This is a genomic window from Kitasatospora sp. NPDC032121, from assembly GCF_055580145.1.
The window spans coordinates 1,112,322-1,134,837 of sequence record NZ_JBVILX010000002.1 but is presented as its reverse complement, the minus strand read 5'-3'; the positions used below and the strand labels follow the sequence as shown (position 1 = coordinate 1,134,837).

Annotated in this window: 17 protein-coding genes; 7 read left to right on the top strand and 10 right to left on the bottom strand. The window is 75.4% G+C overall.

Translation table 11 applies throughout. The features are described 5' to 3' along the window. Window positions 1–30: 30 nt before the first annotated feature. From ACZ5OX_RS11040 to ACZ5OX_RS11030, 3 genes are all read right to left on the bottom strand, one after another. Entirely contained in the window at window positions 31–213 is a 183-nt protein-coding gene (locus ACZ5OX_RS11040; protein ID WP_465629589.1) for a Trm112 family protein, read from the bottom strand. Between the two features lie 123 nt (window positions 214–336). After that, window positions 337–1,722 (bottom strand): phosphomannomutase/phosphoglucomutase, encoded by a 1,386-nt coding sequence (locus tag ACZ5OX_RS11035; RefSeq protein ID WP_449792948.1) that lies wholly within the window; start codon window positions 1,720–1,722, stop codon window positions 337–339. A 129-nt stretch (window positions 1,723–1,851) separates the two neighbouring features. Beyond that, complete coding sequence (locus ACZ5OX_RS11030) at window positions 1,852–2,217, bottom strand: DUF3499 domain-containing protein (protein WP_465629588.1); 366 nt, start codon at window positions 2,215–2,217, stop codon at window positions 1,852–1,854. A gap of 164 nt (window positions 2,218–2,381) precedes the next feature. Here ACZ5OX_RS11030 and ACZ5OX_RS11025 point away from each other — a divergent pair, with 164 nt between their 5' ends. Then, window positions 2,382–2,834: a metallopeptidase family protein gene (locus ACZ5OX_RS11025; RefSeq protein WP_392884459.1), complete on the top strand. Its 453-nt coding sequence runs from the start codon at window positions 2,382–2,384 to the stop codon at window positions 2,832–2,834. 60 nt (window positions 2,835–2,894) lie between these two features. On the opposite strand, the gene ACZ5OX_RS11020 is transcribed toward ACZ5OX_RS11025, so the two are convergent. From ACZ5OX_RS11020 to ACZ5OX_RS11010, 3 genes are all read right to left on the bottom strand, one after another. Continuing rightward, window positions 2,895–4,628 (bottom strand): DUF5719 family protein, encoded by a 1,734-nt coding sequence (locus tag ACZ5OX_RS11020; RefSeq protein ID WP_465629586.1) that lies wholly within the window; start codon window positions 4,626–4,628, stop codon window positions 2,895–2,897. A gap of 6 nt (window positions 4,629–4,634) precedes the next feature. Continuing rightward, entirely contained in the window at window positions 4,635–8,543 is a 3,909-nt protein-coding gene (locus ACZ5OX_RS11015; RefSeq protein ID WP_465629585.1) for a glycosyltransferase family 2 protein, read from the bottom strand. Between the two features lie 160 nt (window positions 8,544–8,703). Beyond that, window positions 8,704–8,976 carry a WhiB family transcriptional regulator gene (locus ACZ5OX_RS11010; protein ID WP_030062195.1) on the bottom strand — a complete coding sequence of 91 codons (273 nt, stop codon included), beginning with the start codon at window positions 8,974–8,976 and terminating at the stop codon, window positions 8,704–8,706. Window positions 8,977–9,600: 624 nt separating this feature from the next. On the opposite strand from ACZ5OX_RS11010, the gene ACZ5OX_RS11005 reads away from it, so the two are divergent. From ACZ5OX_RS11005 to ACZ5OX_RS10995, 3 genes are read left to right on the top strand one after another with little or no spacing between them, the layout of a single operon-like run. Next, entirely contained in the window at window positions 9,601–10,242 is a 642-nt protein-coding gene (locus ACZ5OX_RS11005) for a cysteine dioxygenase (RefSeq protein WP_465629583.1), read from the top strand. A 41-nt stretch (window positions 10,243–10,283) separates the two neighbouring features. Then, on the top strand, window positions 10,284–11,243 hold the full coding sequence (cofD, locus tag ACZ5OX_RS11000; protein ID WP_465629582.1) for a 2-phospho-L-lactate transferase: 960 nt from the start codon (window positions 10,284–10,286) through the stop codon (window positions 11,241–11,243). Then, window positions 11,240–12,532: a coenzyme F420-0:L-glutamate ligase gene (locus ACZ5OX_RS10995; RefSeq protein ID WP_465629581.1), complete on the top strand. Its 1,293-nt coding sequence runs from the start codon at window positions 11,240–11,242 to the stop codon at window positions 12,530–12,532. Before cofD ends, ACZ5OX_RS10995 begins: the two co-directional genes overlap by 4 nt. A gap of 27 nt (window positions 12,533–12,559) precedes the next feature. Here ACZ5OX_RS10995 and ACZ5OX_RS10990 read toward each other — a convergent pair whose 3' ends face one another. Together ACZ5OX_RS10990 and ACZ5OX_RS10985 are read right to left on the bottom strand one after the other, a co-directional pair. Beyond that, a complete protein-coding gene (locus ACZ5OX_RS10990) occupies window positions 12,560–13,471 on the bottom strand; it encodes a DNA-3-methyladenine glycosylase family protein (RefSeq protein ID WP_465629580.1) in 912 nt (303 codons plus the stop codon). 164 nt (window positions 13,472–13,635) lie between these two features. Further along, complete coding sequence (locus ACZ5OX_RS10985) at window positions 13,636–14,784, bottom strand: peptidoglycan recognition protein family protein (protein WP_465629579.1); 1,149 nt, start codon at window positions 14,782–14,784, stop codon at window positions 13,636–13,638. 104 nt (window positions 14,785–14,888) lie between these two features. Between ACZ5OX_RS10985 and ACZ5OX_RS10980 the strand changes: the two genes are divergently transcribed. From ACZ5OX_RS10980 to ACZ5OX_RS10970, 3 genes are all read left to right on the top strand, one after another. Continuing rightward, window positions 14,889–15,680 carry a TIGR03089 family protein gene (locus ACZ5OX_RS10980; RefSeq protein WP_449810157.1) on the top strand — a complete coding sequence of 264 codons (792 nt, stop codon included), beginning with the start codon at window positions 14,889–14,891 and terminating at the stop codon, window positions 15,678–15,680. 36 nt (window positions 15,681–15,716) lie between these two features. Beyond that, entirely contained in the window at window positions 15,717–17,015 is a 1,299-nt protein-coding gene (locus ACZ5OX_RS10975; protein WP_465629578.1) for an LCP family protein, read from the top strand. A gap of 203 nt (window positions 17,016–17,218) precedes the next feature. Continuing rightward, window positions 17,219–18,847, top strand: coding sequence for an LCP family protein (locus ACZ5OX_RS10970; protein ID WP_465629577.1), 1,629 nt, complete (start codon window positions 17,219–17,221; stop codon window positions 18,845–18,847). 272 nt (window positions 18,848–19,119) lie between these two features. Here ACZ5OX_RS10970 and ACZ5OX_RS10965 read toward each other — a convergent pair whose 3' ends face one another. Both ACZ5OX_RS10965 and ACZ5OX_RS10960 read right to left on the bottom strand, forming a co-directional pair. Further along, complete coding sequence (locus ACZ5OX_RS10965; RefSeq protein ID WP_449792937.1) at window positions 19,120–20,160, bottom strand: glycosyltransferase family 2 protein; 1,041 nt, start codon at window positions 20,158–20,160, stop codon at window positions 19,120–19,122. Between the two features lie 161 nt (window positions 20,161–20,321). Continuing rightward, the gene (locus ACZ5OX_RS10960) at window positions 20,322–22,313 is read right to left on the bottom strand and encodes a hypothetical protein (RefSeq protein ID WP_465629575.1); all 1,992 of its coding nucleotides are present in this window, start codon (window positions 22,311–22,313) and stop codon (window positions 20,322–20,324) included. Window positions 22,314–22,516: the final 203 nt, after the last annotated feature.

Sequence of the window (22,516 nt, the reverse complement as noted above, 5' to 3'; positions counted from 1 at the left end):
GGCGGTCGGGGTGGGGCTTCGCCCCCAGGATCACGCCGGGCGGCGGGCCTCGTCCACCAGGAGGACCGGAATGCCCTCGCGGACCGGGTACGCGAGGCCGCAGTCCGCACCGGTGCAGACCAGCTCGGGCTGGTCCTCGGTGCCGCCCTCGGCGAGCGCGGCCCGGCACTGCGGGCAGACCAGGATCTCCAGCAGGAAGGATTCGAGCTTCATGGGGCTCTCCAAAGTTCGGGGGTGGCACGGAGGTGCCCCGGCCGATAGGAAACCCTACCGGCCGGGGCACCGGGGCCCGTGGTCAGGCGCGGGGCTCGGACCGTGGCCCCCGGGCCTCGGGGCTCAGCCGCGGACGACGGCGAGCACGCCGTCGCGCAGCTCGGCCATCTTCGCCGGGTCCTTGGCCTCGACGTTCAGGCGCAGCAGCGGCTCGGTGTTGGAGGCGCGCAGGTTGAACCACCAGTCCGGGCCGGCCACGGTCAGGCCGTCCAGCTCGTCCACCGTGGTGCCCTCGCCGCCGGCGTACGCGGCGCGGACGGCGGCGGTGCTGGCGGCCTGGTCGGCCACGGTGCTGTTGATCTCGCCGGAGGCGGCGTAGCGGTCGTACTCGGCGGTGAGCGCGGACAGCGTGCCCGGCTGCCCGCCGAGCGCGGCCAGCACGTGCAGCGCGGCGAGCATGCCGGTGTCGGCGCGCCAGAAGTCGCGGAAGTAGTAGTGGGCGGAGTGCTCGCCGCCGAAGACGGCGTCGGTCTCAGCCATCTCCTGCTTGATGAAGGAGTGGCCGACCCGGGTGCGCACCGGCTTGGCGCCGAGCTCGCGGACCACCTCGGGGACGGTCCAGGAGGTGATCAGGTTGTGGATGACCGTCGGCTCGGCCTCGCCGGCGGCCTTGGCGCGGGCGACCTCGCGGACGGCCACCAGGGCGGTGATCGCCGACGGGGAGACCGGCTCGCCGCGCTCGTCCACGACGAAGCAGCGGTCGGCGTCGCCGTCGAAGGCCAGGCCCACGTCGGCGCCGACCTCGCGGACCTTGGCCTGGAGGTCGACCAGGTTCTTCGGGTCGAGCGGGTTGGCCTCGTGGTTCGGGAAGGTGCCGTCCAGCTCGAAGTACATCGGGACGAGCTCGATCGGCAGGCCGTCGAAGACGGTCGGCACGGTATGGCCGCCCATGCCGTTGCCGGCGTCCACCGCGACCTTGAGCGGGCGGATCGCGGTGAGGTCGACCAGGCCCAGCAGGTGGTCGGCGTAGCCGCGCAGGGTGTCCTGGGCGGACAGCGCGCCCGGCTTCACGTCCTTGGCCGGGACGGTGACGGTGTCGTCCTCGGCGGTCCAGGACTCGACCAGCTCGCGGATCTCGGCCAGGCCGGTGTCCTGGCCGACCGGGGCGGCGCCGGCCCGGCACAGCTTGATGCCGTTGTACTGGGCCGGGTTGTGGCTGGCGGTGAACATCGCGCCGGGCAGGTCGAGCTTGCCGCTGGCGTAGTACAGCTGGTCGGTGGAGCACAGCCCGATCTGCACCACGTCGGCGCCGTAGGCCGCCGCGCCCTCGGCGAAGGCCAGGCTCAGCGACGGGGAGGAGGGCCGCATGTCGTGCCCGACCACGATCGCGGACGCGCCGGTGACCTGCACGAACGCGGCACCGAAGGCCCGGGACAGGCTCTCGTCCCACTGGTCCGGGACGACGCCCCGGACGTCGTACGCCTTCACGAGCTGCTTGAGGTCGCGCACTGCGGCTCCACCCTGGTCTTAGGACTGATCACGATACGTCTGGGCCACCGCGCGTCCGGTCGACGGGCGCGGTGACGGTAGACGGGCAGCGTACCCGGGCCGGACGAACGCCCCGTGCCGGGTGAGGGCTCAGTTGTCGGGCGAGCGCAGGACCCGGAGGTGGCCGCGGCGGCCGCCCTCGGTGGACTCGCCCTCGGGGACCCGGCCCTGACGGTGGGTCTGCGGGCGGGCGGCCTCCCGCACGGCGTTGGCCAGCGCCTCCAGGTCGTCGCTGCTGCGGCGCAGCGGCCCGGCCTCCGCGGCGAGCCGGACGACCTCCCAGCCGCGCGGGGCGGTGAGGCGCTCGGCGTGCTCGGCGCACAGGTCGTAGCAGTGCGGCTCGGCGTAGGTGGCGAGCGGGCCGAGGACGGCGGTGGAGTCCGCGTAGACGTACGTCAGCGTCGCGACGGCCGGCCGGCCGCACGCGGTCCGCGAACAACGACGTACAGAGCTCACGAGGGTGGACGGTACCGCACTCCCCGCCGGGGAGCGAAGACCGGCTGCCCGGAGGGGGTGCCGTGTCGCCCTCCGGGCGCCGGGGCCGCGGATCCGGCGCCCCGCGTGATTCCCCGTCGGAGTGGTCCACTTCCGACCGTCCAAGGACTACCCTCGGCAGTGATATGGACAGCTCCGCACCGCAGTCATCGACAGGCCCGGCGCGCCGCCCCCGGCACCGCGACCGGCACGGGCGGGGCCTGCGCGGCCCACTGGCGCCGCCCCAGGTGCCGATCTCGCTCACCCGCTCCGAACTGTTCGACGACTACGTGCGCGAGTCGGTGGAGCGCCTCGAGCGGCGTTGGCCGCAGCTGATCGAGGTGGAGTTCGCCGTGCAGGAGGTGCCGCTGCACGAGCCGGACGGCGCCGACCCCGAGGACGGCGTGCCGCTCGGGCGGGTGTCGCCGGGCGGGCAGGGGCGCAAGAGCCAGATCGTGGTGTACCGGCGGCCGGTGGAGATCCGGGCGAAGACCCGGGAGGACCGGGCGGCGCTGGTGCACGAGATCCTGATCGAGCAGGTCGCCGAGCTGCTGGGGCTGTCGCCGGACGCCATCGACCCGCGCTACGACGAGGACTGAACCCCGACGGGGGCGGCATCCGGTGGTGCCGCCCCCGTCGTCCGCCCCGAGCGGGACGGCTCAGCGCAGGACGACGCCCGGGTCCTGGCCGGCCTGCGGGACCTTGACGGTGCTGCGGTCGTCGCGCAGCGCCTGGACGGTGAACATCGGCACGTCCTTGGCCGGCAGGGACAGCATCCGGGCGGCCACCACGGGGCCGCCGGAGACGGTCTCCACGGTGAGCGCGAAGGTCCCGTTCAGCCCGGCGGGCTCGGGTGCCGGGAGGGCGACCGTGCCGCCGGCCGGGACCTGGACCTCCTTGGTGGCCGGGGTGCCGCCGCCGCTGCCGGCCGAGGCGGTGACCCGGACGGTGGCGGCGTCGCCGCTGGAGGTCAGGTAGAGCGTGGAGGCGCCGGCGCGGTTGTCGGCGACGGTGGCGCGGGCACCGACCGGGTTGCTGCCGGCCAGCCAGGCCGCGTCGGTCTTGCCGTTGGCCGCCGCCCGGTCGACCCGCAGTCCGGCCACGATCGGGGTGCGGTGCTTGTCGTCGCTGGGCGACAGCCGCAGCCCGGCGACCTCGTCCCGGGTGACCTTGCCGAGGTCGACGGCGGCCACCATGCCCGCCTTGACGTGGATCGACTCGTTGCCAGCCGGGCTGAACCAGCCGTTCTTGCCGGACAGCTGGATCTTCAGGTCGGCGTCGTCCTCCGGCGGCGCCCAGACCACCAGGCGGGCCGAGGCGGTGTCGGCGGGCAGGCCGGGCAGCACCTGGACGGGGGCCGGGTCGGCCGAGGCCGGGACCCAGTCGGCGCCCTTGCCGCTGTCGGCGGCGTGCAGCGCGGCCCCGACCCGCCCGGAGCGCGCCACCACGTGCACCGCGAGGTCGGCGACCGCGCCCTTGCTGATGGTCGACAGCAGGATGGCCTGGGAGCTGCCGGGCGGGACGGTTATCCCGTTGGCGGCGTCGTTGTCGATCAGGCCCTTGTCGCCGTACAGCTTGATGTCCACCACCGCGGCGGAGGACTCGGTGTTGACCAGGCTCACGTAGTCGACCCGGTCGGCGGCGGTGCTCGCCCCGGCGAACCAGAAGCCGGTCCCGGCCGGGGTGCAGGTGAGGCCGGACAGGCCGAGGCCGCGCGGCTCGGTGACCACCGTGGTCTGGGTGACGGTGAAGCCGGGGGCGAGGACGCCGGTGGCGACGGCCCCGGTGCCGGGCGCGGCGTCGCCGTTGGCGGCCGGGCCGGTGGCCGGGGTGCCGGGCTTGGGCACGGTCAGCCGGGCGTCGGCGGGCGCCGCGTTCCTGTCCTGGACCGGGGCGGCGGGGGTGCCCGAGCCGGTCGGCGCCGGGGTGGCGGGCGCCGCCGGAGCGGTGGTCGGCTGGGCGGCGGGCGCGGCGGGCGCGGCCGCGTCGGAGAGCCAGCCGGCCCCGCCGGTGGCGGAACCCGTCCCGGGCGGGGTGTAGGCGGTGAGCGTGGTCGAGCCGGTCAGGCCCTGGAGCGGCTGCGGGCAGACCGCGGACGTCCGCTCCACCTGTGCGGTGGTCGGCGCCACGCCGGCGGCCGCCTTGGCCGGAGCGGCCGGCGGGCGCACCTCGGCGATCCCGAACACCGCCGCCAGCACCACGGCCGCGGCGAGCAGCGACGGGGTGGTCCTGGCCGCGCCGCCGGCTCCGGCGGCGAACCGGCTGCGGCCGGGGCGGGCCGCCGGGGCCGGCCCGGACGGCTCCGCCGCGAAGGCGGGCCCGGCCGGCTCGGCGGCCGCGTCGGGGCCGGACTTCTTCCTGAACGCGGGCTTCTTCATCGCGGGCTTCTTCATCGCGGGTCAGCTCCCCGATCCGTGCTGGTGCGGGTACCGGCCGGGGCCGTTGGGGTCGTTCGGGTCGTAGTAGGGCTCGGGCTGCTGCCGGCCGGGCTCCCAGGACTGCCCGTCCGGCTGCGGCTGGTGCCCCTGGTACCCGTGGGCGTCGTAGCCGTACGGCTGCTGCTCGGGCTGGTACGGCTGCTCGTAGCCCTGCTGCTGTTGCTGGTAGCCGTCGTACGTCTGTCCGCCGTACGGTGCGGCGACCGGCTGCTGGGCCGCGTACTGGTCGTAGCTGTACGGGTCGGCCTGCTGGTACGCCTGGTACGGGTCGCTGTACTGCTCGGCGTCCTGGACGGCGGCGGCCGCCTGGACGGCTCCGGTCAGCGGCTCGGCGGTCGGCTGGGCCGGGATCGCGCCCGGCCTGTCGTACACCCCGGACTCCTCGGCGCCGCCCTCGGTGCCCTCGCCGGCCTCGGCGCGCTCGGCCATCCGGCGGGCCCGGCGGCTGCCGGGCGCGGGGGCCTGCGTCTGGGCGGCGGCCAGCGCGGCGGCGGCGACCACCTCCTCGGGCAGGTCGTCGTCCTTGTGGCTGCGGCGGCCGGGCAGGGCCAGCACCAGGATGGTGAGGCCGAGCAGCACCTGGGCCCCGATCCAGCCGGTGTGGGCGGCGCCGCCCTCCCGGGTGACGGCCAGCTTGCCGCCGGCGGCCGGGAGCTTGAAGCCCTGCGCCCAGCCGTCGACCGTGGTGGGCTCCAGCGCGGTGCCGTCCACGGTGGCCTTCCATTCCGGGGCGGCGGACTCGGCGAGCCGCAGCACCCGGCCGTCCGGGCCGGCCGGGACGGTGGTGGACAGGTCGCGGGCGCCGGACGGGACGACCACCGGGGTGGCGCCCGGGGCGGTGATCACCGCGCGGACCGCGGGGGTGCCGTTGACCTGCCAGAGCGCGGCGGCGCCGTCCTGGTTGGCCTTGACCAGGCCGGGGGTGGTGTCCAGGACGTCCTTGTAGACGTCGATCACCGGCTGCTGGACCAGCACGTAGGCGATGCCGTAGCCGGCCAGGGCGCTCGCCTGGTCGGCGCCGGAGCCGGCCAGCAGGCTGCCGACCATCCGGTTCAGACCGTCCTGGGTGCCGGTCGCCGGGTCGACGGTGGACTCGGCCTGGCCGAGCGTCAGCCCGGCGCCGCGCAGCACGGTGTAGCGGACCGCGCCGCCGTTGCTGTCACCGGTGACGACGAGGGTGCGGGCCCGGTCGGTGGTGCCGGCCTCCTCGGCGATGAAGGCGGGGACCTGGTCGGCCTGGCCGCGGTGCAGCGGACCGCCGGCGCCGGTCAGCGCCCACCACAGGCCGGTGCCGAGCGGGGCCAGGACGGCCGCGGCCACCACCAGGGCGGCCACCGGCTGGCGCCAGCCGAAGGCGATCCCGGCGACGCGGGCGTTGGCGCCGTCGGCGCCGATCGCGGCGGCGGCCAGCAGGGCGATCCCGGCGATCAGGGTGGCCGGTCCGGCCCAGGCGGGCACCGCCGGGCCACCGGAGGCCGGGGTGACGGAGGTGCCCGCCACCGCGACCGCGAAGACCAGACCGGCGCCGGCCGCGCCCCAGGCCACGAGCACCGCGCGGCGGCGGTCGGCGCGCAGCAGCGCGGCCAGCGCGGCCAGCACGACACCCGCCGAGAGCCAGATCGGCGGCACTCCGGCGCCGCCCGGGTTGACCAGCAGCAGGCCGGCCGCGCTCGCGCCGGTGCCGTGCAGGCCGGGCAGCCCGGCCTCCAGCAGCAGCCACTGCGGGTGCGACAGCACCTTGAGCGACCACGGGGCCAGCACCGCGACCGGCACCGCCAGGATCACCAGGACGCGCAGGCCGAGCAGCCGCAGCGCCGCGCCGCCGGAGCCGAAGGCGCCGCCGCGCACCACCGCGACGACCAGCATCGCCAGGCAGAGCGGCACCGCGAGCGCCCACGTTATCGGGACGAACGCGGTGGCCAGGGTGAGCAGCAGGACGGTCATCCAGACCGGGCGCCAGCCCGGGCGGGCGCCCTTGGCGGCGCTCTCGTCCCGGATGCCGAGGCCGGCCGCGATGGCGGCGGCGCGGGCCAGCGGCGGCAGCAGCACGGCGAGCACGGCGGTGCCGATCCGGCCCTGGGCGAGCGCGCCGGTCGCGGCGGGCAGCAGGGCGTAGGTGGCGCTGGCCCAGGCGCGGACCAGCTTGGAGTCCAGCAGCGGCCGGGACACCAGGTAGGCGCTGACCGCGGACAGCGGGACGGCGAGCACCACGAGCAGGGTGAGCGCGAGGTCGGCGTGGTCGAACAGCAACCACGAGAGCACCGCGAGCACGCCGAGGTACGGCGGTGCGGCGGCGGTGGAGCCGGTGCCGACCGGGTGCCAGGAGTCCGCGTACATCGACCAGAGGCCGCCGGCCCCGTCGGCCGCGGGCAGCAGGGCGCCACCGAACAGTTCCCCGCCGGCGAGCAGGCCGCGGCAGGCGATCAGGGCGAACACCAGCAGGGCCGCGAACAGCACCGGCGCCGGGCGCCGGGCGAGCTTCTTGAGCAGCGTGAACTGCTCGACGACCAGGTCCTCGGCGTCCTCGTCGCCGCCGGCCTCGGCCGAGCCGTGCCGGCCGCCGGTGTCGTCGCCGCCCCCGATCCCGAGCGAGCCGATGACGCCCTCGACCGCCAGCCGGGTGGTGGCGCCGGGGGCCGGGAAGAGCGTGCGGTCGTCCAGGGCGTCCGCCGACCGGGTTTTGGCGCGGCGTTTGCGCGCGGCCAACAGCCGTGGGAGGCGGACGAGTTCGTGGCCGAGGCCGGCGAGTTCGTCGAACGCCTGGCGCGGGTCCTTGCCGAGCAGGTTGGTGACGGCCCGCACCAGGGTGCCGAGCACCAGCCGCAGCAGGACGTAGGGGAAGAGCGCGCCCTTGCTGTTGGCGAGCAGGGTGTAGACGGCGCCGGCCTTGTCCACCCGGTGCGGGTGGGAGGGGCCGCAGTCGATCGCCCGGCGCTCGCGGGCGGCCGCCTCGGCGTGCCGCAGCACGGCGTCGGGGGCGACCACCACCCGGTGGCCGGCGGCGTTGACCCGCCAGCAGAAGTCGGTGTCGTCCCGCATCAGCGGGAGGGCCCGGTCGAAGCCGCCGAGCTCCTCGAAGACGTCCCGGCGCACCAGCATGCCGGCGCTGGAGACGGCGAGCACCGGGCGGACCTGGTCGTGCTGGCCCTGGTCCTGCTCGCGGCGGTCGAGGCCGGTCCAGCGGCGGCCGGAGCGGGCGATGGTGACGCCGACCTCCAGGAGCTGGCGGCGGTCGTACCAGCTGCGCAGCTTGGGGCCGACCACGGCGGCGCTGGGGGTGGAGTCGGCGACCTGGAGCAGTCGGCGCAGCGCGTCGGTCTGCGGCTCGCAGTCGTCGTGCAGCAGCCAGAGCCACTCGACCGGCCGGGTCTCGCGCGGGCCGCCGCGGCCGAGGTCGTCCTCCTGGGCGAGCGGGTCGCCGAAGTCGTCCCAGCCGCCGGTGACCGGGTCGTAGCCGGAGGGGTCGAGCCGGTACGGCAGGTCCTCCGGGCGCAGGGGCGCGCTGCCGGCCACGGCCTCGGCGACGGCGGTGCCGAAGCCGGCCCGGCGGCCGAGGACCAGCGGGCCGCTCTCGGGCAGCCAGTCGGCGAGGGTGTCCGCGAGCAGTTGCGGAGAGTTGTCGGTGGACCCGGTGTCGACCGCGAGGATCCGCTGGACCTGGCGGTCCTGACCGAGCAGGCCGGCCAGGGCCTGCGGGAGCCAGCGGGCGCCGTCGTGCGAGACGACCACGGCGGTGACCAGGTGGCGCGGGTAGGCGGGCGGCCGGGAAGCGGTGAAGCCGCTCTGGTGGCTGTAGACGGTCATCGAGTGCGCGGGCCCCAGTTCTCGGTGGACACAGCCGGTGAACGGCAACCGGATGGCGCACCACACTAACGGCTCCTGATGACCGCTTCGTCCGGGGTGTGCGTGCGGGGACGGTGAAAGGGGCCCCGGGAACGCGAAAGCGCCCCACCACCGCGGTGAGGCGCCCGTACAGCTGTGCGGTTGTCCGCCGTTGTCGAAGGGTCAGCGGGGGCCCGGGGCCGTCCGGTCAGACCGCGCTCTTCTTGAGCCGCCGGCGCTCGCGCTCGGAGAGGCCGCCCCAGATGCCGAAGCGCTCGTCATTGGCGAGGGCGTACTCCAGGCACTCCGAGCGGACCTCGCAGGCGAGGCAGACCTTCTTCGCCTCGCGGGTCGAGCCGCCCTTCTCGGGGAAGAAGGACTCGGGGTCGGTCTGCGCGCACAACGCACGCTCCTGCCAACCGAGTTCCTCCTCGTCCTCCGCGATGCCGTCCCCGATCAACAGCTCAAAGAGCTCGCTCATATGGCGCGCCTCCTCTGCCCCTACTTGGCGTCCCCGTGGTTGCCGTTGCCTCCTGCGGCTGACGACACGAGTGAAATTACAGTTGCGTCACTCTGGCCCAGTCAAGCCGAGCTCTGGTATTGGGGCCGGGATTCACTCCCTGGCACCAAGCCGTTACGAATAGTGTACATATCCGGACACATCGGACCTTCCGCCTCAAGGTCCTGAACGGTGCCCAACCATCCGCAACCACTCGCCGGGTGACGCACGATCACCGCCACAAGGCCGGTCATCGGCCTGCCTTCCCGGCGATCTTCCCATCGAAACATAGAGAGTGATGAATCACCCCATCAGGGAAAGATCCGGACCTAACCCACTCGAATGCCGCATCACTGCGTTTGACACCGGCCCTGCGAATGCGGTGTCCTTGCTGCTATGTCAGAGTTCGCCAGCCCCCGGAGCGGTTCCACCCTCCGCCGTGCCGTGAACTCCTGTTGTCGCCTCTGTTCCTGCTGTATCTAGGCGCCCGCGTCCCACCGCGCGCCGCCCCCAGGAAGCACAGAGGCCGCCCGCGATTCCCGTCCCAGGACATCCCGGATCCGGCTGATCCCGACACACCAGCCGACTCCTCCGAGGACGACTCCCGTGCGCATGATCCGCATCCGCGAGCGGAACCGCGACCGCAACAAGCTCGCCCGCCGCAGCCCCGCCACCGTCCGCACCGGCACCCCCGCCGACGCCCGGACCCGCCAGTGGGCCGACGGCCTCAGCGACGTCTCCATCGCGGGCGACCCGCTCGCCTTCCCGCACCTGGCCCGCACCGACCTGCCGGCCCACCCCACCAGCGTCGCCGAGTACGCCCGGCTGGTGCGCGAGATCGCCGCCGACCGCGCCCGCTGGGAGCCGCTGGTCCGCTACGACGCGCTGACCCGCTGGTACGCCCGGCTGGAGACCGGCCCCGGCTACGAGGTCTGGCTGCTCAGCTGGCTGCCCGGCCAGTCCAGCGGCTTCCACGACCACGGCGAGTCCTCCGGCGTGATGAGCGTCGTCCGGGGCGAGCTGGTCGAACGCTCCCTCACCCCGACCGGCGAGAAGACCCGGGAGCTGCGACCGGGCGGGCAGCGGGTGTTCTCCTCCGGCTACCTGCACGAGGTCGTCAACGGCGCGCTCGAACCCGCCGTCTCCATCCACCTCTACGCCCCGGGCCTGACCGAGATGAACCAGTACGGCGCCACCGCCGTCCCCGAGCAGCACCCGGAGCGGCAGGCGCAGGCCGGATCGCACTGAACCCGGCTGACGGGAAGTCCGACCGTGGCAGGATGAGCCCCATGCGCATCGTGGCACTGGCAGGCGGAATCGGCGGAGCGCGCTTCCTGCGCGGGCTCCGCGCGGCAGTCGGACCGCAGGACGAGATCACCGTCATCGGCAACACCGGCGACGACATCCACCTCTACGGCCTCAAGGTCTGCCCCGACCTCGACACCGTGATGTACACCCTCGGCGGCGGCATCAACGAGGAGCAGGGCTGGGGCCGGACCGACGAGACCTGGTCCATCAAGGCCGAGATGAAGGAGTACGGCATCGGCCCCGAGTGGTTCGGGCTCGGCGACCGGGACTTCGCCACCCACCTCGTGCGCAGCCAGATGCTCACCGCCGGGTACAGCCTCAGCCAGGTCACCGAGGCGCTGTGCGTGCGCTGGAAGCCGGGCGTGCGGCTGCTGCCGATGAGCGACGACCGGGTCGAGACCCACGTGCGGATCACCGACGAGCAGGGCACCCGGGCGATCCACTTCCAGGAGTACTGGGTCAAGCTGCACGCCGCGGTGGACGCCGAGGCGATCGTCGCGGTCGGCGCGGACACCGCCAAGCCCGCGCCCGGCGTGCTGGAGGCGATCGCCGAGGCGGACGTCATCCTCTTCCCGCCGTCCAACCCGGTGGTCTCGATCGGCACCATCCTCGCCGTCCCGGGCATCCGGGAGGCCGTCGCCGCCGCGCCCGCCCCGGTGGTCGGGCTCTCCCCGATCGTCGGCGGGGCGCCGGTGCGCGGCATGGCCGACAAGGTGCTCGCGGCGGTCGGCGTCGAGGCCACCGCGGACGCGGTCGCACTCCACTACGGCTCCGCCCTGGTCGACGGGTGGCTGGTGGACACCGTGGACCAGGCCTCGGTGGCCGCCGTCGAGGCCGGCGGGATCGCCTGCCGGGCCGTCCCGCTGCTGATGACCGACGTCGAGGCCACCGCCGAGATGGCGCGCGCCGCGCTGGCCCTGGCGGAGCAGGTGCGCAAGTGACGCTGGAGATCCTCGGAGTCGACGGCATCCCGGAGGTCACGGCCGGGGCGGACCTGGGCGAGCTCATCGCCAAGGCGGGGACGTACCAGGACGGCGACATCCTGCTGGTCACCTCGAAGATCGTCAGCAAGGCCGAGGGCCGGCTGCTGCACGCCACCGACCGGGAGGCCGCGATCGACGCCGAGAGCGTCCGGCTGGTCGCCCGGCGCGGGCCCATCCGGATCGTGGAGAACCGCAACGGCTTCGTCATGGCCGCCGCCGGCGTCGACGCCTCCAACACCGCCCCCGGCACCGTGCTGCTGCTGCCCGAGGACCCGGACGCCTCCGCGAGGGCGCTGCGGGCCCGGCTCCAGCAGCTCACCGGCCGCCGGCTCGCCGTCCTCCTCACCGACACCTTCGGACGGCCCTGGCGCGACGGGCTGACCGACGTCGCGATCGGCGCCGCCGGGCTCGGCGTCCTGGACGACCACCGGGGGCGCGTCGACGGCCACGGCAACACGCTGGAGTCGACCGTCGTCGCGACGGCCGACGAACTCGCCGCCGCCGCCGACCTGGTGAAGGGCAAGACGACCGGCGTCCCGGTGGCGGTGGTGCGCGGACTCGGACACCTCGTCACCGCCGAGGACGGCGAGGGTGTCCGGCCGCTGGTGCGGCGCTCCGCGGACGACATGTTCCGGCTCGGCACCTCCGAGGCGCTGCGCCAGGCCGTCACCCTGCGGCGCACCGTCCGCTCCTTCACGGCGGAGCCGGTCGACCCGGGCGCCGTCCGGCGGGCCGTCGCCGCCGCCGTCACCGCGCCCGCCCCGCACCACACCACGCCGTGGCGGTTCGTGCTGCTGGAGTCGGCGGACACCCGGGTACGGCTGCTCGACGCGATGCTCGCCGCCTGGCAGCGCGACCTGCGCGAGCTCGACGGCTGGGACGAGGAGCGGATCGCCCGGCGCACCGCCCGCGGCGACGTCCTGCGCGACGCCCCGTACCTGGTGGTGCCCTGCCTGGTGACGGACGGCTCGCACGACTACCCCGACCGGCGCCGGGCCACCGCCGAACGGGAGATGTTCACCGTCTCGGCCGGCGCCGCCGTGCAGAACCTGCTCGTCGCGCTCACCGGCGAGGGCTACGGCTCCGCCTGGGTCTCGTCCACGATGTTCTGCCGCGACACCGTACGAGCGGCCCTGGACCTCCCGGACGACTGGGACCCGATGGGCGCCATCGCCGTCGGCCGCCCCGCCGAACTCCCGAAGCCCCGCCCGGAGCGCAGTGCCGACGCCTTCATCGAGGTGCGGTAGGGCCCGTCGCGGCGGAAGCGGACCGGCTCAGCGGCGGCGGTGGTCGTTGGGGGCCAGGCGGGGGCCGTAGCGGGGGGCCCGGGCGCCGGCGGCCAGCAGGAGGCGGCAGAGCCGGTGGCGCTGGGGGCGGTAGGGCTCCAGCAGGGCGAGCATCTGGGCGTCGTCGCTGCGGGGGCGGCCGGCCAGGGCCCAGCCGACCAGGTTGGGCAGGTGGAAGTCCCCGACCGAGACCGCGTCCGGGTCGCCGTTGCTGCGCTGCAGCGTCTCGGCGGCCGTCCAGACCCCGATGCCGGGGACGGCCGTGAGACGGGCGAAGGCCTCCTCGTGGCCCATCGCCGAGGACTCCTCCAGCCGCGGCGCCAGCCGGACCGCGCGGATGACCGTCGCGGAGCGCTTCGGGTCCACGCCCGCCCGGTGCCACTCCCAGCTCGGCACCAGCGCCCACTCGCGGGCCGACGGCGCCACCCACATGCCCTCGGCCGGGCCCGGCGCCGGGGTGCCGAAGTCCCGCAGCAGGATGCGCCAGGCGCGGTAGGCCTCGTCGGTGGTGACCTTCTGCTCCAGGATCGCCGGTATCAGCGACTCCAGCACCAGCCCCGTCCTGGTCAGCCGGACCCCGGCGGTACGGCGCTGGGCGTCCCGCAGCGGACCGGGCGGCAGGACCAGCGAGTCCGGGGCGTCCTCGGCGCCGAGCAGGGCGGGGACGCGGTCGAGGAGCCAGTCCGCGCCCGGACCCCACGCGCTCGCCTCGACCTCGCCGGTGGCCGGACGCGGCAGCACCCGCAGGGTGCCGACACCGGCCGGGGTGCGGGAGGCGCGCCAGACGGCGCCGTCGCCGGTGCTGCGGTACGCCGGGTCGGCGGGGCCTCGGCGCAGCGGGAGCAGGGTGCGGGCGACGTCCAGCGGGAAGCCCGGGCGCCAGCGCCGTACTGCCTCCACTGCCGTCGCCTCCTGTGTCGCCTCCTGGTGTCGCCCCCGGATATGAACGATACGCGCGGGGTCGGACAGGCCAGGAGGGATGCCGGACGAACGCCGCGCGGCACGAAGCTCCCGCGCCCCGAAACGGGACGCGGGAAGAGGAGGGGGACGGGGAGAGCGGCGGGTCAGGGGGCCTGGAGCCGGGCCCCGGCCGCGCGCAGGGCGGGCAGGCGGGCGTAGAGGGCGTCGCCGGGGCACTCGGTGGCGACGCCGTCGCGGTGGCCGGAGATGGCGTCGAACTCGACGACGGTGCCCAGGGGGTAGCGGCTGGCGCTGGAGCCCGAGGTGAGCTTGGTGCGGCCGTCGGTGGCGCGGCCGGTGAGGCCGAGCTTCCAGGCGGAGATGGCGGCGAGGCCGTCGAGGAGGGGCTGGGGCGGCTGGTCGTCGACGTAGGTGCCGATCGCGGCGACGCCGGAGGTGTCGGTGTTGAAGCCGAGGGTGTGGGCGCCGTGGACGGGCTGCTCCACGCCGCCGGCCCGGCCCTCGTAGACGGTGCCGCAGCGGTCGACCAGGAAGTTGTAGCCGATGTCCCGCCAGCCGTTGGTCTTCACGTGGTACTGGTAGATCGCCCGGATCATCTGGGGTGCGTCGGCGCAGTCGTAGGCGGTGGTGGTGGCGGTGTGGTGGATGAAGACCGCGCGGACCGGGCCGGTGTAGTCGAAGTCCTTCCCGCGCAGTGACTCGTCGGCGCCCCAGCCGGCCCGGGTGACGATCGCCGGGCGCGGGGCCTGGCCGGTGAGGAGCACGCTGGGCGGCCCGACGGAGGACCCCACGGGCGGCTCCGCGGGCAGGGTCCGTACGGCGGCGGAGGCGGCGCCTGGCCCCGGGTCGACCAGGTCGACCCGCAGCCCGGGCGGCACTCCGGCGGGCCCGGGCCGCAGTTCGACCGCGACGCCGTCGCTGCGGCCGGTCCAGAGCGGGGCGGTGGCGCCGTGCGCCGGGTGGTCGGGGCCGTCCCCGGCGTCGGCCTCCAGCCGGTGCCAGTCGCTCCAGCGGCCGGTGGCCGCGTCCCTGGTGCGGACCCGGGCCACCGCGCCGGCGAGCGCGTCGGCCGGGCCGTCCCAGCCCAGGCCGAGGAGTTCGAACGGCGGGGTGCCGCGCGGGGCGAGTCCGGCCCCGGCGGGCAGCGGGAGCGTGGTGGTCGAGCCGCCGCCGGCGAAGTCGTGGCGTTGTGGGGCGGGCGAGGAGGGCGAGGGGGCCGCGGTGGCGGCGGGTTGGAGGAGGAGGGCGGCGGTGCAGCCGGCGAGCAGGGCGGCCGGTAGTGAAAGGCGCATGAAACGGATCGTCGCCGCAAAACGGACCGCCCGCCACGCCGCTGCGCGCCCGTTCGGCCGCCCCTCCCTGCCTCCCACCCGAAGGCCGTAGGCTGGGGCGCACCATGACTGCGCCTTTCGCTGCCGATGCCCGCACCCCCGTCGAGCTGCTGCACGCATTCCTGCGCGGCGGCACCCCTTCGGTCGATCCCGCGGCCCCGCTGGTCACCTTCTACGACGACGCCACCGGCGAGCGGGTGGAGCTGTCCGCCCGCACCTTCGACAACTGGGTGGCCAAGACCGCCAACCTCCTCCAGGACGAGCTGAACGCCGGTCCCGGCGACCGGGCGGCGCTGCTGCTGCCCGCCCACTGGCAGAGCGCCGTGTGGCTGCTGGCCTGCTGGTCCGTCGGGGTGACGGCGGTGCCTGGCGGCGACCCTGCCGCCGCCGATCTGGTGGTCAGCGGCCCGGACGGGCTGGAGGTCGCCCAGGCGTGCGAGGGCGAGCGGGTCGCGCTCGCGCTGCGCCCGCTCGGCGGCCGCTTCCCGCAGCGTCCGGACGGCTTCCTCGACTACGCCGCCGAGGTGCCCGGCCAGGGCGACCGCTTCGCGCCGTACTCCCCCGTCGCCCCGGACGCGCCGGCCCTGGAGACCGCGGTGGACGGACTGCCGCTGAAGCTGACGGGCGAGCAGACCGTGGCACTGGCCAGGGAGGGCGCGGTCCGGCTCGGTCTGAAGCCCGGTGACCGGGTCCTGTCCACCCTGTCCTTCGACGACTGGGCCGGTCTGGAGGCCGGTCTGCTGGCGCCGCTGGCGGCCGGCGCCTCGGTAGTGCTGTGCCGCAACTCGCAGGGGCTGGACGCCGGGCAGTGGGAGAAGCGGACCGAATCCGAACGGGTGACACTGCGCCTCGGCTAAGCCCCGGGCCGGGCCTGGCGGGTAGGGATCGCTGCCATGGCCGAGGACGACACCGAGCACCCCCCGACCGCCACTCCCCCGACGAACGGCCCCGCACAGGAGGGCCGGTCGACGGACTCCCCTCCGGACGGAACGAAACGCCCGCGCAAGCGCCGGCGGTGGCTGATGATCACCGCCGGCGCCGTCGCGTTCCTGCTGGTCGCCACCGGGGCGCTGCTCTGGATCGCCTACCGCAAGCTGGACGGCAACATCCGCACCGACTCGGCCACCGACCGGCTGCTCGCCAAGCTGGAGGCCGAGCGGCCGAGCCGCACCGCCGGGGCGCGGGGCGCCGAGAACATCCTGCTGATCGGCAGCGACGACCGGTCCGGCGCGAACGGTTCGTACGGCGGCGAGGCCGGCAGCCAGCGCTCGGACACCACGATCCTGCTGCACCTGGCCGCCGACCGGAAGCACGCGACGGCGGTCTCCGTCCCGCGCGACGTCATGGTCAGCGTGCCCGCCTGCGAGAAGCCGGACGGCACAAGCAGCCGACCGGCGCTGATGCAGTTCAACCAGGCCTTCGAGACGGGCGGTCCTGCCTGTTCGATCCGGACGGTCGAACAGTTGAGCGGCATCCGGATCGACCACTACGTCATCCTCGACTTCAGCGGCTTCAAGACGATGGTGGACTCGATCGGCGGGGTCGAGGTGTGCGTGCCGCAGCCGATCCACGACAAGGACGCCAGGCTCGACCTGCCCGCCGGCCGGCAGGTCCTGCACGGCGAGCAGGCGCTCGGCTACGTCCGGGTCCGGGAGAGCCTGGGCGACGGCAGCGACACCCAGCGCATGGGCCGCCAGCAGCAGTTCCTGGCCTCGCTGATCCGCAAGGTGCAGTCGCAGGGCGTGCTGCTGAACCCGGCGAAGCTGTGGCCGGTGCTGAACGCCGCCACCTCCTCCGTCCGGGCGGACGGCGGGCTGTCCTCGCTCGGCGCGCTGTACGACCTCACCCAGGACCTGCGCGGTGTCCCCTCGGCGAACGTGGTCTTCCTGACCGCGCCGCGCCGCCCGTACCACTACGACTCGGACCGGGACGAGTTCGTGCAGCCGCAGACCGGCCAGCTGTTCGCGGCGCTGCGGGACGACCGGCAGGTCGCCGTACGGCCGCCCGCGTCCGCCTCCTCGCCGGGCCCGGCCGCGGGGACGGGCCCCACCCCGGCGCCGGGCCAAGGAGCGGGCACCGGGACGAACCCGACGGCCGGCGCGGCGGCGCTGGCGGACACGTCGCCCTCGGCGAGCGCCGCACCCACCTTCGAGGGACGCACCGCCGACGTGGACGCCTGTGCCCCGCACTGAGCCCGGCACCCGGGACCGGCCCGCCCGCCGATCGGGATGCTTCCGCAATTGCTCGGCCGCGAGCGGTATTTGGCTCCGCCCTGCCGGAACGTGGCGGAGATCACACCGGGAACGACTCCTCCGTTCGGCTCGTCTAGTGTGTCCGGATCGGCCCGTCCGCGCGGGCGGTCCGTAGCCGTGACCGGTCGAAGGTAGGGAACCCCGTGCACGAGGAGCAACCGGAAGCCGGACGGTACCGGGTGGAACCGCCCCCCGGCCTCCCCCGGCAGCGCCTCCGGGCCGCCGAGGCACCGACCGCACCGACCGCACCGACCACGGAGGGCCGCCGGGACAGCCGGCGGCGGGCGGCCGCGCTCGCCAAGCGCAGCCGGCGCCGACGGGCGCTCAAGTGGACGGCCGGGGCGGGCGCCCTGGTGATGGTGGCGGGCTGCGGCGGGGCGTACTACCTGTACCGGCACTTCAACGACAACCTGACCTCGGTCAAGGTCCAGCTGGGCGACGAGTCCGAGCGCCCGGCGGCCGCCGGGGACGCGCTGAACGTCCTGGTGATCGGCACGGACAGCCGGGAGGGCCTCGGCCGGGAGTACGGCGACGAGGGCAGCACCGGGCACGCCGACACCACGCTGCTGTTCCACATCGCCAAGGACCGCTCCAACGCGACGGTGGTCAGCCTCCCGCGCGACCTGATGGTGCCGATCCCGGAGTGCCAGAACGCCCAGGGGAAGAAGATCCCGGGCTCGACCCGGAGCGAGTTCAACAACAGCCTCGGCCAGGAGGGGCGCGACGCGGGCTGCACCTGGAAGACCGTCGAGAAGATCACCGGCGTCCGGGTCGACCACTTCGTGCAGGTCAACTTCGAGGCGGTGAAGACCCTCTCCACCGCCGTCGGCGGGGTCGAGGTCTGCGCGGCCAAGGACATCAACGACTCCGGCTCCCACCTCAAGATGACCAAGGGCCGGCACGTGGTCCAGGGCGACGAGGCGCTGGCCTTCGTCCGCACCCGGCACGCGGTCGGCCAGGGCGGCGACCTCACCCGGATCCCGCTCCAGCAGCAGTTCATCAGCTCGATGATCCGCAAGATCAAGAGCGACGACACCCTGACCAGCCCGAGCAAGCTCTACAAGCTCGCGGACGCCGCCACCAAGGCGCTCACCGTGGACTCCGGCATCGGCAGCGTGGACAAGCTCAAGGACCTCGCGCTGGACATCAGCAAGGTGGACACCAAGAACATCACCTTCACCACCGCGCCCGTCCTGGACGACCCCAAGGACAGCGACCGGGTGATCCTCAAGCAGCCGGACGCCGGGCAGCTGTTCGCGATGATCGCGGGCGACCGCTCGCTGACCGGGACCACCGCGCCGCCCACCCCCGAGGCCCCGGCCACCGACGCCGCGTCGCCCGCGCCGCAGGCCCCGGCCGCCACCGCGCCGGCCACCACGCCGACCGCCGCCCCGGCCCTGCCCGCCAAGCTCGTCCAGCTGACGGTGCGCAACGGCAGCGGCACGCGCGGGCAGTCCGGGCCGACCGTGGAGAAGCTCCGGGCGAAGGGCTACGACAAGGCCGCGGTGGGCAGCGACGCGCCGCCCGCCGACACCACGACGGTGTCCTACCCGTCCGGCCGGGAGGCCGAGGCCCAGGCCCTGGCCGCGGCCCTCGGCCTGCCCGGCGACGCCGTCCGGCCGGCCGAGAAGGCGGACCCGAAGGGCGGCCTGCTGCTGGTGCTCGGCAAGGACGTGCTGGCCGCCCCGACCGGCCCGGCGGCGGCGCCCACCGAGGCACCCGAGGACCTCCAGCGGGTGCAGGCGGACAACACCGACGTCTGCGCCAAGTAGCCGCCGGAGTACGGGGGTTCCCTGCTGCGCCCATCGCCGCTCCGCGGTTCGGGGGCACTGCCGGCCACGGTTCGGGGGCACTGCCGCTCGGCGGTCCGGGGGCGCCGCCGGCCGCGGCGGGGCCGCTCCTCGACGTCCGCACCCGGCTCGGTCCCGGCCCCGGCCGACCCGCCGTCGACTGCCGTCCTGCGCACCGGCGGCAGCGGGGCCGACGCCGGTCACGAGCGGGTGGCGAAACGAATCAGCGGGTTTGCGGCTCGGCGGTGTGCGGGTCAGCCGGCCTTCGAGAGCACGTCCTTGGCGGACGGGCCGACGCTGGCGATCACTCTGCGGGCCAGCGAGCGCGGCGAGGTCAGGAAGCCGAAGCCCCAGCTGAGGTGCATGGTCGCGAGGGCCACCGGCAGCAGCGCCTTGGCCTTGAACGACAGGCCGCGGCCCTCGACCGCCGCGCCGCCGAGGATGCCCAGCAGGTACGCGCCGGGCACCGCGAGGAAGGCCGGGTGGACGGCCGCGCCGAGCACCACCCCGAGGACGACCGCGGCCAGCGCGGCCGGCGGGGCGAGGTAGCGCATGTTGACCGAGCCGCGGTGGTAGCGGGTGACCACCCGGCGCCAGCGGCCGTAGTCCTTGTACTGCTTGGCCAGCGCCCGCACCGAGGGGCGGGGCCGGTACGTCACCTTGAGCTGCGGGGTGAACCAGACCAGTCCGCCGTCCTGGCGGATCCGGTAGTTCAGCTCCCAGTCCTGGGCGCGGATGAACTCCTCGTTGTAGCCGCCGAGCTTCTCCAGCACCTTGCGCCGGAACACCCCGAGGTAGACGGTGTCCGCCGGGCCGGCCAGGCCGCCGGTGTGGAAGGCCGCGTTCCCGACGCCGATCTTGGAGGTCATCGCGGCGGCGACCGCGTGCTCCCACTCGGTCTCGCCCTCGGCGTGCATGATGCCGCCGACGTTGGCCGCGTCCATCTCGCCGAGCAGCCGGACCGCCGTGGTGATGTAGCCCGGCGTGAGCAGGCCGTGACCGTCCACGCGCACGACTATCGGGTGCCGGGAGCCCCGGATCGCGGCGTTCAGCCCGGCCGGCGTCCGGCCGGTGGGGTTCGCCACCGTCCGCACCCGCGGGTCCTCCGCCACCAGCTCGGCCGCGATCTCCGCGGTGCGGTCGGTGGAGGGCCCCAGGGCGATCACCACCTCCATCGGGCCGGGGTACTCCTGGTCCAGGATGCGGCGGACCGCCGTGCGCAGGTGACGTTCCTCGTTGAGCACCGGCATGATCACGGAAACAGCCGGCAGCTCCTCAGCAGCCTTGGTGTTCATCGGGGCCAACCGTACCGGTGCGGACACGTCCCCGTCTTGTCCCGGTCAGGGCCTTCCGGGACGCCTCGCGGCGCGACACCGACGCTGTGATCAAGAACACCGTACTCCCCCTCGGAGGCGGGCCGGAAGCGGTGTGGATCCGGTGTCGGTCCGGGGCGGGTTCAGAGTGCGTAGTGGACGACGGTGAACACCGCGTAACCGGTCAGCGCGAGCCGGTTGACCAGGTGCTGGGGGCCGCCGAGGCGGTCCGGCAGGGCCTGCACCGGGCGCAGGTCGGGGCGGTGGGCGGCGGTGGCGACGGTCCTGGCCAGCGCCGCCGGGTCGTACCGGCCGCCGAAGAACGCGGCCAGCCAGACCGTCGGGCGGTTGAAGAAGGAGAACTCCCGGCCGCCGCGCACCCGGATGGTGAGCAGGTCCCGGTGCACCGCCGCCGCGGTGATCTCCGCCCACCGGTAGTCGCGGGTGCGCAGCGCGGTGGCCACCCGCAGACCGTCGCGGTCGGCCACCAGCTGCCAGGAGAGCGCCTGGGCGCAGGCGAGGATCGCCAGCGAGCCGATCCACAGCGGGCGCAGCAGCCCCTCCCACCAGCCGTCGTCGTCGAGCAGCACGACGGCGGCGGCGACCAGCAGCGCCGCCAGCGGCCCGGCCACCGCCCGCAGCGGCAGCGGCATCTCCCACCGGCGGGCCGCGAGTGGCTCGGTGTCCGGACCGGGTTCGGGGGCGGCGGCGACCGTCTCGGCGGTCAGCGCGGCGACGGCGAGCTCGCGCTCGCGGTAGCGCCCGGAGCGCCGGCCGAGGCGCGGGGCCCGGGCTGCGGGGGCGACCACGGCCGCCACCCAGTGCGGGTCGCCGTCCAGCAGGCCGGGGCGGACGAGGAGCTGGTGGTCGGGGCCGTCGGGGCCGACGTAGAGCACGGCGGGCACGCTGCGCCCGGCGCGGGCCAGCCACTCGGCGGCCTCGGCCGGGGTCGCCCGGTCGAACAGCTCCTCGTACTCCTCCTCCTCCTGGTCGTGGTCGAGGACCGGGTCGGGGTAGTCGGCCTCCTCGTCCTCGGTCGCCCGGTGCTCGGGCACCCAGGCCGGGGACTCGCCGTCCGGGGCGGCGGCGCGGGCCCAGCGGTAGCGGTCGCGTTCGACCAGCCGCCAGAGCCCGGGGCCGTCCGGCGGGCCGTCCAGCGGCAGCACCAGCAGGTCGCCGCGGGCGTCGGCGCGCACCCGTACGGCGAGCGCGGGGGCGGCGCCGACGAAGGCGGGCCTGCTCCGGCGGGCGCTCGCCGCGGCGGCCGAGCCGAGCAGCACCAGGCCGGGCAGGGCGATCAGGCCGCCGGCGGCCAGCTGGCCGGAGACCTCGTAGTCGTCGCCGAGGGCGCGCACCGACTCGCCGTTCACCAGCAGCGGGACGGGATCGCCGGAGCGGGGGCGGTGCTGCCACCAGACGTCCAGGTCGGCGGTGCGCTCGGGGCCGCCGCCGGGCGGCTGGAAGCGGACGGTGAGCACGCCGTCCCGGCCGTCCCCGTCCACGGTGCCGGTCACCCGGGTGGCCAGGTCGGTGGCGGCGGTCTCCCGGGCCTGCGCCCAGAGGCCGTACACCGGGAAGGCCGCGGCGACCACCAGCAGCAGGACGCCGAGGGCGCGGCGCAGCACGGGTGGGCCGTCCGGTTGGACGGGCGAGGGCGCGCCGGCGGCCGCCCAGGGGTAGGGGACGGGCGGGGCCATCAGCTCGTCCAGCTGCCGGCGGGCGCGGCGGCGGCCGGCCTCGGCGCCGAGCAGGACGGCGGCGAGCAGCACGTGGACCAGCACCGCCGACCAGCGGGCGAGCGGGGTGACCAGACCCTCCGGGAGGTACCAGAGCAGGGCCAGGACGACCGGCGGGACGAGCACCCGGATCCTGGCCCTGGTGGCCAGCAGGACGATCTCGGCCAGCGCCGACCAGGCGGCCAGCCCCGAGCCCCAGGTGTCCCGGCAGATGTTCTGGGCGTTGCACAGGCCCACGTCCGGTTCCACCACGCTCGCCAGGATCACGAACCCGAGCGGCACCAGCGCGAGCCGGCGGCCGTCCAGCCGCCAGGCGGTCCGGGCGGCTCGCCAGCGGGCGGCGGCGGCGCCGGTGAGGGGCGCGGCGCTGGGGAGGGACGGGGCGTCCGAGGGGAACATCGGACGATCATCTCAGCACTCCGGAGAGCGGACGCCGCTCGGGCGGAACCGTCTTGCGGGGGCGGGGAACGGGGGCGGGGAACGGCGCCGGGGGGGGGGGGGGGGGGGCGGCCCCCCCACCCCCCTCGCCCCCCCCCCCCCCCCCCCGACCCCCCCCCCCCCCCCCCCCCCCCCCCCCCCCCCCCCCCCCCGCCCCCCCCCCC

Bases quoted from the DNA above. Each gene is read 5' to 3' on its own strand.
- ACZ5OX_RS11020 (WP_465629586.1), bottom strand. From the start codon at position 4,628: ATGAAGAAGCCCGCGATGAAGAAGCCCGCGTTCAGGAAGAAGTCCGGC.
- ACZ5OX_RS10975 (WP_465629578.1), top strand. From the start codon at position 15,717: ATGGCCGAGGACGACACCGAGCACCCCCCGACCGCCACTCCCCCGACG.
- ACZ5OX_RS11010 (WP_030062195.1), bottom strand. From the start codon at position 8,976: ATGAGCGAGCTCTTTGAGCTGTTGATCGGGGACGGCATCGCGGAGGAC.
- ACZ5OX_RS10960 (WP_465629575.1), bottom strand. From the start codon at position 22,313: ATGTTCCCCTCGGACGCCCCGTCCCTCCCCAGCGCCGCGCCCCTCACC.
- cofD (WP_465629582.1), top strand. From the start codon at position 10,284: ATGCGCATCGTGGCACTGGCAGGCGGAATCGGCGGAGCGCGCTTCCTG.
- ACZ5OX_RS11040 (WP_465629589.1), bottom strand. From the start codon at position 213: ATGAAGCTCGAATCCTTCCTGCTGGAGATCCTGGTCTGCCCGCAGTGC.
- ACZ5OX_RS10980 (WP_449810157.1), top strand. From the start codon at position 14,889: ATGACTGCGCCTTTCGCTGCCGATGCCCGCACCCCCGTCGAGCTGCTG.
- ACZ5OX_RS11025 (WP_392884459.1), top strand. From the start codon at position 2,382: ATGGACAGCTCCGCACCGCAGTCATCGACAGGCCCGGCGCGCCGCCCC.
- ACZ5OX_RS10985 (WP_465629579.1), bottom strand. From the start codon at position 14,784: ATGCGCCTTTCACTACCGGCCGCCCTGCTCGCCGGCTGCACCGCCGCC.
- ACZ5OX_RS10965 (WP_449792937.1), bottom strand. From the start codon at position 20,160: ATGAACACCAAGGCTGCTGAGGAGCTGCCGGCTGTTTCCGTGATCATG.